13 protein-coding genes are annotated in these 13,928 nt (G+C 46.4%); 6 read left to right on the top strand and 7 right to left on the bottom strand.

From position 1 onward, the window contains the following. Nucleotides 1-43: 43 nt before the first annotated feature. Genes hemG through R7035_RS20595 form a run of 3 tightly spaced genes read right to left on the bottom strand, consistent with a single transcriptional unit; the run spans nucleotide 44 to nucleotide 2,708 of the window. Nucleotides 44-571: a menaquinone-dependent protoporphyrinogen IX dehydrogenase gene (gene hemG / locus R7035_RS20605; protein ID WP_005378894.1), complete on the bottom strand. Its 528-nt coding sequence runs from the start codon at nucleotides 569-571 to the stop codon at nucleotides 44-46. A gap of 9 nt (nucleotides 572-580) precedes the next feature. Then, nucleotides 581-2,038, bottom strand: a complete 1,458-nt coding sequence (locus R7035_RS20600; RefSeq protein WP_005378893.1) for a TrkH family potassium uptake protein — start codon at nucleotides 2,036-2,038, stop codon at nucleotides 581-583. 46 nt (nucleotides 2,039-2,084) lie between these two features. Then, entirely contained in the window at nucleotides 2,085-2,708 is a 624-nt protein-coding gene (locus tag R7035_RS20595) for a YigZ family protein (protein ID WP_005378891.1), read from the bottom strand. A gap of 261 nt (nucleotides 2,709-2,969) precedes the next feature. Here R7035_RS20595 and fadB point away from each other — a divergent pair, with 261 nt between their 5' ends. The 3 genes from fadB to R7035_RS20580 all read left to right on the top strand — a co-directional run bounded on the left by fadB (nucleotide 2,970) and on the right by R7035_RS20580 (nucleotide 7,562). Next, a complete protein-coding gene (gene fadB, locus R7035_RS20590) occupies nucleotides 2,970-5,141 on the top strand; it encodes a fatty acid oxidation complex subunit alpha FadB (protein ID WP_054579435.1) in 2,172 nt (723 codons plus the stop codon). A gap of 14 nt (nucleotides 5,142-5,155) precedes the next feature. Further along, nucleotides 5,156-6,331, top strand: a complete 1,176-nt coding sequence (gene fadA, locus R7035_RS20585) for an acetyl-CoA C-acyltransferase FadA (protein ID WP_169643941.1) — start codon at nucleotides 5,156-5,158, stop codon at nucleotides 6,329-6,331. Between the two features lie 250 nt (nucleotides 6,332-6,581). Beyond that, the gene (locus R7035_RS20580) at nucleotides 6,582-7,562 is read left to right on the top strand and encodes an MDR family oxidoreductase (RefSeq protein ID WP_005378882.1); all 981 of its coding nucleotides are present in this window, start codon (nucleotides 6,582-6,584) and stop codon (nucleotides 7,560-7,562) included. Between the two features lie 52 nt (nucleotides 7,563-7,614). Here R7035_RS20580 and R7035_RS20575 read toward each other — a convergent pair whose 3' ends face one another. Both R7035_RS20575 and R7035_RS20570 read right to left on the bottom strand, forming a co-directional pair. Continuing rightward, nucleotides 7,615-8,559, bottom strand: coding sequence for a LysR family transcriptional regulator (locus tag R7035_RS20575; protein WP_005378881.1), 945 nt, complete (start codon nucleotides 8,557-8,559; stop codon nucleotides 7,615-7,617). A 167-nt stretch (nucleotides 8,560-8,726) separates the two neighbouring features. Next, nucleotides 8,727-8,909 carry a hypothetical protein gene (locus tag R7035_RS20570; protein WP_005378880.1) on the bottom strand — a complete coding sequence of 61 codons (183 nt, stop codon included), beginning with the start codon at nucleotides 8,907-8,909 and terminating at the stop codon, nucleotides 8,727-8,729. 133 nt (nucleotides 8,910-9,042) lie between these two features. On the opposite strand from R7035_RS20570, the gene tusA reads away from it, so the two are divergent. Next, on the top strand, nucleotides 9,043-9,291 hold the full coding sequence (gene tusA, locus R7035_RS20565; RefSeq protein WP_005378879.1) for a sulfurtransferase TusA: 249 nt from the start codon (nucleotides 9,043-9,045) through the stop codon (nucleotides 9,289-9,291). A gap of 44 nt (nucleotides 9,292-9,335) precedes the next feature. On the opposite strand, the gene R7035_RS20560 is transcribed toward tusA, so the two are convergent. Further along, nucleotides 9,336-9,596 (bottom strand): hypothetical protein, encoded by a 261-nt coding sequence (locus tag R7035_RS20560; RefSeq protein WP_005378878.1) that lies wholly within the window; start codon nucleotides 9,594-9,596, stop codon nucleotides 9,336-9,338. A gap of 160 nt (nucleotides 9,597-9,756) precedes the next feature. Beyond that, entirely contained in the window at nucleotides 9,757-10,311 is a 555-nt protein-coding gene (locus R7035_RS20555) for a TMEM165/GDT1 family protein (RefSeq protein ID WP_005378877.1), read from the bottom strand. A 484-nt stretch (nucleotides 10,312-10,795) separates the two neighbouring features. Between R7035_RS20555 and glyQ the strand changes: the two genes are divergently transcribed. Then, a complete protein-coding gene (glyQ, locus tag R7035_RS20550) occupies nucleotides 10,796-11,713 on the top strand; it encodes a glycine--tRNA ligase subunit alpha (protein WP_005383818.1) in 918 nt (305 codons plus the stop codon). Nucleotides 11,714-11,726: 13 nt separating this feature from the next. After that, complete coding sequence (gene glyS / locus R7035_RS20545; RefSeq protein ID WP_005378875.1) at nucleotides 11,727-13,793, top strand: glycine--tRNA ligase subunit beta; 2,067 nt, start codon at nucleotides 11,727-11,729, stop codon at nucleotides 13,791-13,793. Nucleotides 13,794-13,928 lie beyond the last annotated feature (135 nt).

Here is a 13,928-nt window from a genome sequence, read left to right as displayed (position 1 = left end):
CGGATAAATTTGCATCAAAAGCGGTCAAAAGAGCACGTTATTTCTACAGTTCTCTAAATTTATCTGCGAAAAGAGCCACTTTTTCCCAATTGGTGTACTCCACCTCTTTGGTCGTATCGGTTTCGCCACCCGTCATCGACATAATGAACCTAATCATAGTTCTGTCGAACCAGCTATAACGTGGGTAATAAAGTGCACCAGCAAAAACACCGATTAGCGTTGGTTTCCAAGGCGACTTAATTAGGAACTTGCGAATGTAGGCACTACCTTCAGGTGTATCCTTTCCTTGGTCCTCTTTACGAGCGGTTAGGTTTACGCAGAAAAATGCCACTTTATTTTGCTCCAATTGATTGAGGTTTCGCTCAATAAACTGGTATAGCTTTTTATTAAGATGGCCATAGCGAATAGAGGCGCCTATCAATACTCTGTCGTATTGGCTGAAGTCAATCGTCTCGACATTATGTAAATCCACCAGCTCACAATCGAAGTCTGGAAGTTGTTCATCTATATAGTGGAGAATTTTTTTAGTCTGCCCTTCGCGGGAAGAGTATAGAAATAATGCTTTTGCCACGATTTCCCCTTAGCTACGCCAAAACGTCGGCGTAAGTAGAATAAGTAAGGTAAAGATTTCCAAACGACCAAACAGCATAGAAACTATCAATACCCATTTTGCTTTGTCGTTAACATCACCAAAGTGCAGCGCTACTTCTCCTAAGCCAGGACCGAGGTTGTTCAGAGTCGCAGCCACCGCCGAGAACGCACTGAGCTCATCCATTCCTGTTGCAATCAACCCCAACATACAAACCACAAATACCAATGCGTATGCGGAGAAGAAACCCCAAACTGCATCGACAACACGTTGCGGTAGGGCACTGCCACCCACTTTGATGGTGTAAACCGCACGAGGGTGCACCAAACGTTTTAGTTCACGCGCACCTTGTAAGGTAAGAAGCAGGATACGGATCACTTTCATGCCGCCGCCTGTTGAACCAGCACAACCACCTATAAAGGAAGAGAACAATAACAGCACAGGTAAGAAGAGCGGCCAATCCGCAAAACCTGTTGTCGTAAAGCCCGCTGTTGTGGATATTGATACAGTTTGGAACAGAGCCTGATCGAAAGCATCGTATGTCGATGTGTAAGAGTGATGTTTCAGTAATAATAGAAAGCAAATGATAAATAGCAGCACTTGAATAAACAAGAAGGCGCGAAACTCAGGATCTTTCCAGTAATACTTGGGATGTACGCCACCTGATGCAAATGCAGCAAAGTGCAGTGTGTAATTACATGCAGATATAAGCAGAAAAACCACCGTAATCAGGTTAATCGCGTAACTATCAAAGTATCCGATGCTGGCATCGTGGGTAGAGAAGCCACCAATGGCAATGGTGGAAAAGCTGTGACTGATGGCATCAAATGGCGTCATACCAGCTAACCAAAAAGCCGAAGCACAGGCGATAGTCAGGCTCAAATAGATGTACCAAAGCGCCTTAGCAGTTTCTGCTATGCGCGGCGTCACTTTAGTATCCTTGACTGGACCTGGGATCTCGGCGCGGTAAAGCTGCATACCACCGATGCCAAGTACTGGCAAAATCGCCACCGCTAATACGATGATTCCCATACCGCCGAACCACTGCAGTAACTGTCGATAGAATAGAATCGCTTTAGGTAACTCATCCAAACCAACAATAACGGTCGCCCCGGTCGTCGTGAGAGCAGAAAACGATTCAAAAAACGCATCTGTCACTGAGACGTTCGGATTGTCAGCAATGAGAAAGGGGATCGAGCCTGCACTGCCAAGTACTGTCCAGAATAAGACGACAATAAGAAAGCCATCTCGAGCTTTAAGCTCGTGCTTATACCTGCGGTTTGGGTACCAACAAACGGCCCCACAAAACAGCAGAACAAAAAATGTCGTGACAAAAGGCACACCAGCACCATCTCGATAGATCAGCGCAACGAGTGCTGGCGCAAGCATAGTGACACTAAAGAGTGCGAGCAGTAGCCCGACGATTCGAATAATTGAACGAAATTGCATGGATAAATTGACTAGCGAAGCTGTCCCTGTTGCTTCCTGTTTTTCATTATTGTCCGTCTAGCGGAGTGACAATTGCCTTTGCCCCGCTTTTATTGATGATTGCTTGGGTAAACGCGCTCACTTCTCGAAGCTCAATTTCCACCACTAATACGACCTGATCGCTGTATTCAGCCTCGACTTCTATCGCACCAAATTGCGGCATGATTGATTGTGCGATAGGCATAAACCCATAGTCTAACGTTAGTCTGAGCTTTGTGGTTATTTTTTTCTCAATAGTTTGAAGCAGCTTGAGCGCTTGTTGAACCCCACCCCCATACGCTTTAACCAAGCCGCCTGTACCTAACTTGATTCCACCAGAGTATCGCGTGACCACAGCCGTGATCTCCCCCACCCCAGATCCAGACAGCTGCGCCAGGATTGGTTTGCCTGCCGTCCCTGAAGGTTCTCCATCATCACTAAAGCCCCACTTCATCGAATCTTCTGGTCGACCAGCAACAAAGCCCCAACAGTTATGTCTAGCATCAGCGTGTTTAGCTTTGATTTGATCAACAAATGCTTTTGCAGCTTCGATACTTGGCGTGTGTGCCAAATAAGTAATGAAGACGCTCTTTTTAATTTCTTCTTCAAATTGAGCGGGCTCTGCTGGAATCAGATAAGGCTTGTCATTCATAGGATTATGGATTCATGTCTATTTGCCTGAAGTCTATCACGAGTGTGATTTACCCGTCGCATAAGATCTGCCACAGCGCAAAATGTTAAACACTTGTTTAAAAAATGTATTGAAATTAAACAATCCACGATCCAAACTAACCTTACTGGTCAAACCAGAACAAAAATAAAACGACTTCCTCGATACCTATTTGCCGAGGTACACGGCGTCGTTGAAATAGGTATACAGACAATCCACGATTGTATGTCATGGAGATAGACAATGATTTACCAAGCCGAAACCCTACAGGTAAAGGAAATACAAGATGGTATTGCAGAGCTAAGCTTCTGCTCTCCAAAATCCGTCAACAAACTCGACCTAGCGACATTAGAATCGCTAGATAAAGCTCTTGATGCGCTCATTGCCCATCAAGGCCTCAAGGGGTTGTTGCTCACTTCAGATAAAGACGCATTCATTGTAGGCGCAGACATTACCGAGTTTTTAGGTCTGTTTGCTAAAACGGATGCCGAGCTCGACCAATGGCTGCAATTTGCTAATAGCATCTTTAACAAATTAGAAGACTTACCCGTTCCGACCATCTCAGTGATCAAAGGCCACGCTCTTGGTGGCGGTTGTGAATGTGTGCTAGCAACAGACATGCGTATTGGTGACAAAACCACCAGCATCGGCCTACCAGAAACGAAACTGGGAATCATGCCGGGCTTTGGTGGTTGTGTACGCTTACCTCGCGTTATTGGCGCAGACAGCGCAATGGAAATCATAACCCAAGGTAAAGCATGCCGAGCTGATGAAGCATTGAAAATTGGCTTACTCGATGCTGTTGTAGAGACTGATGCTTTATACGAATCAGCACTACAAACTCTTAACTCTGCAATTAATGAGAAACTTGACTGGCAAGCACGCCGAGCACAGAAAACATCGCCTCTAACGCTGAGTAAGCTTGAATCAATGATGAGCTTCACCATGGCGAAGGGTCTGGTGGCACAAAAAGCAGGTCCTCACTACCCTGCCCCAATGACAGCCGTTATCACGATTGAAGAAGGTGCTCGCTTTGCACGTAATGAAGCGTTAGACATTGAACGTAAGCACTTCGTGAAATTGGCTAAATCGGAAGAAGCAAAATCACTCGTTGGCCTATTCCTTAATGATCAATACATCAAAGGCATTGCGAAAAAAGCAGCGAAGTCAGCAAGTAAAGACACGCAACGTGCAGCCGTATTAGGTGCAGGTATCATGGGTGGCGGCATTGCTTACCAATCAGCGCTAAAAGGTGTGCCAGTCTTAATGAAAGACATCGCGCAAGCGTCGCTCGACCTAGGCATGACTGAAGCATCTAAGCTGCTGAATAAACGCTTATCTCGCGGTCGCATTGATGGCTTTAAGATGGCGGGTATTTTAGCGTCAATCACACCGAGCTTACATTACGCAGGTATTGAAAACTCTGATGTGATTGTTGAAGCTGTCGTTGAAAACCCGAAAGTAAAAGCAGCAGTTTTGAGTGAAGTTGAGTCCCATGTCGGTGACGACACCGTTATCACCTCAAACACCTCGACGATTCCTATCAACCTATTGGCAAAATCACTAAAACGCCCAGAAAACTTCTGTGGTATGCACTTCTTCAACCCAGTGCATCGTATGCCTCTTGTTGAGATCATCCGTGGTGAGCACACCTCTGATGAAACCATCAATCGTGTTGTGGCGTATGCTGCGAAAATGGGCAAATCACCAATTGTCGTTAATGACTGCCCAGGGTTCTTCGTTAACCGCGTATTGTTCCCATACTTTGGCGGCTTCAGCATGCTACTTCGTGATGGTGCTGACTTTACGAAAATCGACAAAGTCATGGAGCGTAAGTTTGGCTGGCCGATGGGACCGGCGTACTTGCTTGACGTAGTCGGCATTGATACCGCGCACCACGCACAAGCTGTGATGGCTGACGGTTTCCCTGAGCGTATGGGTAAACAAGGTCGTGATGCGATTGATGCACTGTTCGAAGCAGACAAATATGGTCAGAAAAATGGTAATGGCTTCTACAGCTACACCATAGATAAAAAAGGTAAGCCGAAGAAAACCTTCTCCGAAGCGATCTTACCGGTACTTGCTGACGTTTGTGCCGATAAGCAGGACTTTGACGATCAGACCATCATTCAACGTATGATGATTCCAATGATCAACGAAGTGGTGCTGTGCCTACAAGAAGGCATCATTGCCACTCCACAAGAAGCGGATATGGCACTGGTTTATGGTCTTGGTTTCCCTCCATTCCGCGGTGGCGTATTCCGCTATCTAGACAGCGTGGGTATTGCTGAATACGTTGAAATGGCAAAACAACACGCCGAGCTAGGTGCGATGTACCAAGTACCGCAAATGCTGATTGATATGGCGGCGAAAGGTGAAAGCTTTTACGGTGCACAACAGCAAGGTTCTATCTAAGGAGGGATTCTAAAATGACTAATCAAACAAGAAATGTTGTCGTAGTCGATTGTCTACGTACTCCAATGGGTCGCTCTAAAGGTGGTGCTTTCCGTCATACACGAGCAGAAGATCTATCTGCGCGCCTAATGAAAGGCATTCTTGCGCGTAACCCACAAGTGAACCCAAGCGAGATTGAAGACATCTACTGGGGCTGTGTACAGCAAACACTAGAGCAAGGCTTTAACGTTGCACGTAATGCGGCGCTGCTTGCTGGTCTGCCGATTGAAATTGGCGCCGTGACGGTGAACCGCTTGTGTGGCTCATCAATGCAAGCGCTTCACGATGGTACACGTGCCATCATGACTGGCGATGCTGAAATCTGCCTAATTGGTGGTGTTGAGCACATGGGGCATGTGCCAATGAACCACGGTGTAGACTTTCACCCAGGTATGTCAAAGAACGTAGCAAAAGCTGCGGGCATGATGGGCTTAACGGCTGAAATGCTGGGTAAATTACATGGCATTAGCCGTGAGCAACAAGACGAGTTTGCCGCTCGCTCTCACGCTCGTGCGCACGCAGCAACCGTAGAGGGTCGTTTTAAAAACGAAATTCTACCAATTGAAGGCCACGCAGCAGACGGCACACTGTTCACTCTGGATTATGACGAAGTGATTCGCCCTGAAACATCCGTTGAAGGTCTATCTCAACTTCGCCCAGTGTTCGACCCTGCAAACGGTACAGTAACAGCCGGTACATCATCGGCTCTGTCCGATGGTGCATCAGCGATGTTGATCATGAGCGAAGAGAAAGCCAATGAGCTTGGCTTGAATATTCGTGCACGTATTAAAGGCATGGCCATTGCGGGCTGCGATCCTTCTATTATGGGTTACGGTCCTGTACCTGCGACGAAAAAAGCGCTCAAGCGTGCCGGTCTTTCAATTGAAGACATGGATGTGGTTGAGCTAAACGAAGCATTTGCCGCGCAGTCTCTGCCGTGTGCTAAAGACTTAGGCCTGCTTGATGTTATGGATGAGAAGGTCAACCTTAACGGTGGTGCGATAGCATTGGGTCATCCACTAGGCTGTTCTGGTTCACGTATCTCAACAACGTTGATCAACCTAATGGAAGCGAAAGACGCGAAATACGGTCTGGCCACCATGTGTATCGGTTTGGGTCAGGGCATTGCGACAGTATTTGAACGACCATAACAGTTCAAGACGTTGTTGTAGTGATCGAGCCAACAATCATAAGCAAATGAACTAGTACTAAAATTTTTAGTATTACACTTAAGGGCGACAATTGATGTCGCCCTTTGTTTTACATCAAACATGCATGAAGAGCATACATTAAATGCTCAAGTTTCATTTTATTCATAGACAAAGAAGACATACACTTAGACCAGTTAATATTTTGCTGCATGTGACCCAGAGTCATGCTACCGCACAATCGGAGAACCTTATGTTTAATGCTCTAGTTCTAAATCAAGAAGACAAACGTACTATCGCTAACATCGAGCAAATCGATGAAACACAACTGCCTGAAGGCGACGTTTTGATTGACGTTGATTACTCATCGTTAAACTACAAAGACGGTCTTGCGATCACAGGTAAAGGTAAAATCATCCGTAACTTCCCGATGGTGCCAGGTATTGACCTAGCAGGTACGGTAGTAAGCTCAGAAGACGACCGCTACCAAGCTGGTGACAAAGTTGTCCTTACTGGCTGGGGCGTGGGTGAAAACCACTGGGGTGGTATGTCTCAGCGTGCTCGTCTAAAAGCGGATTGGCTAGTACCACTACCAAAAGGTCTAGACAGCAAGAAAGCAATGATGGTTGGTACTGCTGGCTTCACTGGTATGCTGTGTGTTCAAGCACTGCTTGATGCAGGCATCAAACCTGAAAATGGCGAAATCCTAGTAACTGGCGCAAGTGGCGGTGTAGGCTCAGTCGCAGTAACGCTTCTAGCACAGCTTGGCTACAAAGTTGCTGCAGTGACAGGTCGTGTAGAGAAAAACGGCCCGCTACTTGAAAAACTAGGTGCTAGCCGCATCATCGACCGTACTGAATTTGAAGAACCAGCACGTCCGCTTGAAAAACAAGTATGGGCAGGTGCGGTTGATACTGTAGGAAGCAAAGTACTAGCAAAAGTATTGGCGCAAATGGATTACAACAGTGCAGTTGCAGCTTGTGGTCTTGCTGGTGGTTTTGATCTACCAACCACAGTGATGCCGTTCATCCTACGTAATGTTCGCCTACAAGGTGTGGACTCAGTAATGTGCCCAACAGAGAAACGTATCGCTGCATGGGAAAAGCTGGTCGAGCTACTACCAGACAGCTACTTCGAGCAAGCGTGTACTGAAGTTGCTCTTGCTGAAGCACCGAAATATGCAGAAGACATCACCAACGGTCAAGTAACGGGTCGTGTGGTTATCAAGCTATAAACACTGACTCAGTGTAAATAGACGAAGAGCCGGCATTGCTGGCTCTTTTTTGTTAGCAGTTCAGTCCCATATCTTCGATACGTTTAGCTATCAGACGGCTACACTCTTCACGCACAATCGTTCTTAACCATTCTTGAGCGGGAGAATGTTCGCAACGCGCATGCCAAATCATCGAGTATTCAAACGGCGTGAATTGGAATGGTAATGGTTTCACCACCAAGTCATAACGCTCGGCAACCAGATACGCCAAATCCGCTGGTACTGTGATGATAATTGGCAAGGTATCCATGATCGCCAATGCGGCTTCTAAATGATAAGCCCGCAGAACCATTTTACGCTTAGGTTTCTCCATCAAAGCTTGTTCGATCAGTGCCTTAACACCATCACTGATGGCGATCATGGCATGTGGATGACTCAGATAATCATCCAAGCTCATTTCTTTATCCGCTAATGGATGCTGTTTTGAAAGCATACACAGCACCCCCACTCGCCCCAACACTTCACTGCGTAGAGGCTCTACCGGGCCTGTCGGGCGACAAATCGCTAAGTCTGCACCTTCATAAGTGAGCTGATCTGATAAACGGTCGTGTTGCAGTGGTAAGAAGTTGAAAGACACGTTTGGCGCTTCTTGGTAAATTCTCGGCAAAGCGAACGGTAAGATTGTTTGCATGGCATAGTCGGTGGTCACGATGTTGAAAGTCTGCACGCATTGCAATGGGTCAAACTCAACCGGAGATAACAACTGACGTAAAGACTCTAATGGCTCGCCCAATGAGCGATCGATCTCTAACGCTTTCTGAGTTGGGATCAAATGCTGTCCCTGACGAGTAAACAGCGGATCTCCCAATAAGTCACGCAGACGACCAAGCACACGACTCATTGCCGATTGACTCAAGTTCAGACGTGTTGCCGCCTTACTGACACTGTTTTCTTCTATCAGTACTCGCAACGCAACCAGTAAATTTAAATCTCGGCGATAGATATCTTCCAGTTCCACGAATTAGCCACTTATTTTGTATGTGTTTGGGTAAATTGTACTCTTTAGGCAAAAAAAATCCCGCCTTTCAGCGGGGAAGCCCAAGAAAAATGGGGATAGTGTCGGAATGAAGTGTCGGTAAAAATAGGTGAGCGTTATTAAAAGCATTCTGATCCAAGCAAGAAGCGCTAATTTTCTTGCTCAGATGCGCCAGACCATCTGCGCATCTCGATCCAAATCCCAATAATAGTGGCAACCATGCCTACGAGAGGCGTCAAAGAGGTGTCAGCTGGCGTCCTGAGTACCAATGCACAAAACGAGATAAAACACAGCACTGAGTAAATCGTAAGTCTGTCTAACGCTGTTAACATTGCCTCTCCCTTGCCAGTTGTTACCAAATTGTTAATTTAAGGTAAAACAAAAAATTCGGTTTGCCAAGTGGTTATTGAATATTTTTTCAACGAAAGTAAAATTCAACGTTCAGTTAGTTACGAGAATCACACTATGAGCTTTAATCCTGAACTGGCAAACAAGACATTAGAGGCGGAAGGACTGCGCTGCCCAGAGCCAGTGATGATGGTCAGGAAGACAATTCGCAACATGCAAGATGGTGAGATTTTGCTGGTCAAAGCAGACGATCCATCCACGACTCGAGACATTCCGAGTTTCTGCCGCTTTATGGACCACCAATTAGTTGCGGCACAAACGGAGCAAGTTCCGTATCAGTACCTGATCAAGAAAGGATTGGAATAATCTGGTCGAACTAAAAACGGCAGCCTATATTGGCTGCCGTTTGTTTATTCGTCGTATTCGAGTGTGCGAACTTCTGATTGGAGCTTGTTAAGTTGTTTCTTCATTGCCCGCATCTCTTCATGCATAGGAATGATGTGAGCGACACGAATCCACGCTTCTACTGTCAATCCAGTAAGAACGAACGATCCTGCTACAATCGGTAACCACATATCAGTTAGCACCATCGCTAGTAAACACAGCGCTAAACCAAAAGTGAATAAATAACTCTGACTCTTCGGGGACATCCCCATGTAACGTGTAAGCATAAACTTGCCCTCTCGCTATCATTCACACCATTAAACTACCATGACAAGTATGACACTTATATGTCATCCGTCACGCAACGGAACGATTTAGAGTCAGAGTTTGAACTCGCGCAGCACGCCACTAATGATTGATAACTCACATCATTTCACGTGCAAAAAATCAGAACAGTGCAGCCCCTATTGCCAGAGCAATAAACAAAAATGCGGTAATTTTACGGATCAGCCCTAAAGGCATCTTGTCGGCCGACAATTTACCAATCAGGACCACAGGTACATTCGCAAGCAGCATACCGATTGTGGTACCGATAATCACCAAACTTAACGCATCCGCGTATTGCGCCCCTAAGATGGAAGTGGCGATCTGAGTTTTATCGCCTATCTCCGCAACGAAGAACGCGATAAAGCTGGCAATAAATGGGCCTCGATTAGAAATCTGCTCGTCATCATCCAGTTTGTCCGGGATCAGAACCCAAGCCGCCATCGCGACAAAACTGACCACCAGCACCCACTTTAAAATCTCAGGTGATAGATAGTCTGCGACAACCACACCTAACCATGCAGCCAAAGCGTGGTTGGCAATAGTTGCCAAAAAGATTGCTGCAATAATTGGGATTGGTTTTCGGTAACGACTTGCGAGTAATAGAGATAGCAATTGGGTCTTATCGCCAATTTCTGCTAACGCTACAGTAGTAATTGAAATAGCTAAAACGCTCACGACATGCTCATTGGGGCAGGGATTATTATTTTTAACCGAAGACAAACCTCACGCCCCTACCCCGGTTCGTGATGATTTGTCTAAGGTCTTGCTAAACTTGAAAGGCTTCAAGTCTCGAACGCCATGGTGATTTTGCACCAATTATGTTGACGGACGAACCAGATGAAACAGAAACTTCATCAGGTAAGCTACTCCCCAAAGACAGGCGCAATTCTAGCCACCTTTGTTGCGCTTCTCAAGAGCCAAAGCAGGCAAAAACTCCCTTTTAGGAAAAATACAGCAGATAACGCGGTAAAAATTCATTAAAGGAGAAAATCGCCCACGAATTAATCAAGATTAGCTCTACTCCCATGCTCAATATCTGGTTATACTAGATTGTTAATTTATTCAACCGTAATTACTCTTTATCGCCGTTGTTAGAGTTGAAAAACTCGGCATAGATGACGAATTAACGAGTAACAAGAGAATCGCGCGAACCTGACTTATGCAAAAATACGATATCAAAACCTTCCAGGGAATGATCCTCGCGCTGCAGGATTATTGGGCTCAAAATGGTTGTACCATTGTTCAACCGCTAGATATGGAAGTGGGTGCGGGTACCTCTCACCCAATGACCTGTCTACGAGCGCTTGGCCCAGAGCCAATGTCGACAGCTTACGTACAACCTTCACGTCGTCCTACTGATGGCCGTTACGGTGAAAACCCTAACCGTCTTCAGCACTACTACCAATTCCAAGTAGCGCTAAAACCATCGCCTGACAATATTCAAGAGTTGTACCTTGGCTCCCTTGAAGTTCTTGGTATTGACCCTCTTGTACACGACATCCGTTTCGTAGAAGACAACTGGGAAAACCCAACACTAGGCGCATGGGGTCTGGGCTGGGAAGTTTGGCTAAACGGCATGGAAGTGACCCAGTTTACTTACTTCCAGCAAGTTGGTGGTCTTGAGTGTAAACCAGTAACTGGTGAAATCACTTACGGTATCGAACGTCTAGCAATGTACATCCAAGAAGTAGACTCTGTTTACGACCTCGTTTGGAACATCGCACCAGATGGCAGCAAAGTGACTTACGGTGATATCTTCCACCAAAATGAAGTAGAGCAATCGACTTACAACTTCGAGCACGCAGACGTTGAATTCCTATTTGGTTTCTTCGAACAGTGCGAGAAAGAGTGTAAAGAGCTGCTTGAGCTTGAAAAGCCACTGCCACTACCGGCTTACGAGCGCATTCTAAAAGCCGGTCACGCATTCAACCTACTAGACGCACGTAAAGCGATCTCAGTAACTGAACGCCAACGTTACATCCTACGCATCCGCAACCTGACGAAAGCAGTTGCAGAAGCATACTACGCATCGCGTGAAGCTCTTGGTTTCCCAATGTGTAAGAAAGAACAAGCGTAAGGGGTAGAGTAACATGGCAAAAGAATTTCTAATCGAGCTAGGTACAGAAGAGCTACCACCAACGCAACTTCGCACTCTAGCTGAAGCATTCGCAGCAAACTTCGAAGCAGAACTAAAAGGCGCTGAGCTTGCTCACGAAGGCGTGAAATGGTTCGCGGCACCTCGTCGTCTTGCACTTAAAGTCGCAGCACTAGCAGACAGCCAGTCTGACAAAGTTGTTGAAAAACGTGGTCCTGCGGTTTCTGCAGCGTTTGACGCGGAAGGCAACCCAACAAAAGCGGCTCAAGGCTGGGCACGCGGTTGTGGCATCACGGTTGACCAAGCAGAGCGCATGGTTACAGACAAAGGTGAATGGCTACTGTTCAAACAAGAAGTGAAAGGTCAGCCAACGTCTGAGATCGTAGTTGAACTTGCAGCGAAAGCACTAGCAAACCTACCTATCGCAAAACCAATGCGCTGGGGTAACAAAACGACTCAATTTATCCGTCCAGTTAAGACGCTAACCATGCTAATGGGCAGCGATCTAATCGAAGGCGAGATTCTTGGTGTCGCTTCAGACCGCACTATCCGTGGTCACCGCTTCATGGGTGAGCAAGAGTTCACTATCGATTCTGCTGAACAATACCCTGCGATCCTAGAAGAGCGCGGTAAAGTAATGGCAGATTACGAAGCGCGTAAAGCAATCATCCTAGCTGACGCACAAAAAGCGGCAGCAGCGGTTGGCGGTATCGCTGACCTAGAAGATGACCTAGTAGAAGAAGTAACGTCTCTGGTTGAATGGCCAGTGGTACTAACAGCGAAGTTTGAAGAAGAGTTCCTAAAAGTGCCTTCTGAAGCGTTGGTTTACACCATGAAAGGTGACCAAAAGTACTTCCCTGTTTACGACGAAAACAAGAAGCTACTACCTAACTTCATCTTCGTATCGAACATCGAATCAAAAGAGCCTCGTTACGTAATCGAAGGTAACGAGAAAGTGGTTCGTCCTCGTCTTGCTGACGCAGAGTTCTTCTTCAACACAGACCGTAAGCGTCCACTTATCGACCGTCTGCCTGAACTAGAGCAAGCGATCTTCCAAAAGCAACTGGGTACGATCAAAGACAAAACAGACCGCATCACAGAGCTTGCTGGCTACATTGCTGAGCAAATCGGTGCTGACGTTGAGAAATCAAAGCGTGCTGGTCTACTAGCAAAATGTGACCTAATGACCTCAATGGTATTCGAATTCACGGATACTCAAGGTGTTATGGGTATGCACTATGCTCGCCACGACGGTGAAGCAGAAGAAGTTGCAGTAGCACTGAACGAGCAATACATGCCTCGTTTCGCAGGTGATGAACTGCCATCAAACGGTGTTTCAACTGCAGTTGCAATGGCAGACAAGCTAGACACTATCGTAGGTATCTTCGGTATTGGTCAAGCACCTAAAGGCAGCGACCCATTCGCACTACGCCGCGCATCTCTAGGTGTACTACGTATCATCGTTGAATACGGCTACAACCTAGATCTTGTTGACCTAGTAGCGAAAGCGAAGTCACTGTTTGGCGACCGCCTAACCAACGACAACGTTGAACAAGACGTTATCGAGTTCATGCTTGGTCGTTTCCGTGCTTGGTACCAAGACGAAGGCTTCAGCGTAGACATCATTCAAGCGGTTCTAGCTCGTCGTCCGACGAAACCAGCAGACTTCGACCAACGAGTTAAAGCGGTTTCTCACTTCCGTGAACTAGAAGCAGCAGAGTCTCTAGCCGCAGCGAACAAACGTGTAGGTAACATCCTAGCGAAATTCGACGGCGAACTAGCAGCAGACATCGACCTAGCACTTCTACAAGAAGACGCAGAGAAAGCACTAGCAGAAAGCGTTGAAGTAATGACAGAAGCGCTAGAGCCAGCATTTGCTACAGGTAACTACCAAGAAGCCCTAAGCAAGCTAGCAGACCTACGTGAACCAGTTGACGCGTTCTTTGATAACGTAATGGTAATGGCAGACGACGAAGCACTTAAGAAGAACCGTCTGACACTACTGAACAACCTGCGTAACCTGTTCCTTCAGATCGCAGACATTTCTTTGCTTCAAAAGTAATTCATTACTCTTCGAAGTGATTAAGAAATAAGTAAAAGGGAAGCAGATGCTTCCCTTTTTTGTTGCCTTCAAACCGATGAAGGTGACGCTTATTATTCATTTTGTGAACAAGACTAAAATTTGTAGGGTGAGACG

The sequence above is a fragment of the Vibrio sp. 1731 genome (assembly GCF_033339955.1).
In the GTDB taxonomy this organism is placed as follows: Bacteria; Pseudomonadota; Gammaproteobacteria; order Enterobacterales; family Vibrionaceae; genus Vibrio; species Vibrio alginolyticus.
This window is presented reverse-complemented; position numbering and strand designations above follow the sequence as displayed.

Excerpts from the sequence above, each read along its gene's own strand:
- R7035_RS20600 (WP_005378893.1), bottom strand. The coding sequence starts at position 2,038 with ATGCAATTTCGTTCAATTATTCGAATCGTCGGGCTACTGCTCGCACTC.
- R7035_RS20595 (WP_005378891.1), bottom strand. The coding sequence starts at position 2,708 with ATGAATGACAAGCCTTATCTGATTCCAGCAGAGCCCGCTCAATTTGAA.
- fadB (WP_054579435.1), top strand. The coding sequence starts at position 2,970 with ATGATTTACCAAGCCGAAACCCTACAGGTAAAGGAAATACAAGATGGT.
- fadA (WP_169643941.1), top strand. The coding sequence starts at position 5,156 with ATGACTAATCAAACAAGAAATGTTGTCGTAGTCGATTGTCTACGTACT.
- R7035_RS20580 (WP_005378882.1), top strand. The coding sequence starts at position 6,582 with ATGTTTAATGCTCTAGTTCTAAATCAAGAAGACAAACGTACTATCGCT.
- R7035_RS20570 (WP_005378880.1), bottom strand. The coding sequence starts at position 8,909 with ATGTTAACAGCGTTAGACAGACTTACGATTTACTCAGTGCTGTGTTTT.
- tusA (WP_005378879.1), top strand. The coding sequence starts at position 9,043 with ATGAGCTTTAATCCTGAACTGGCAAACAAGACATTAGAGGCGGAAGGA.
- R7035_RS20560 (WP_005378878.1), bottom strand. The coding sequence starts at position 9,596 with ATGCTTACACGTTACATGGGGATGTCCCCGAAGAGTCAGAGTTATTTA.
- glyQ (WP_005383818.1), top strand. The coding sequence starts at position 10,796 with ATGCAAAAATACGATATCAAAACCTTCCAGGGAATGATCCTCGCGCTG.
- glyS (WP_005378875.1), top strand. The coding sequence starts at position 11,727 with ATGGCAAAAGAATTTCTAATCGAGCTAGGTACAGAAGAGCTACCACCA.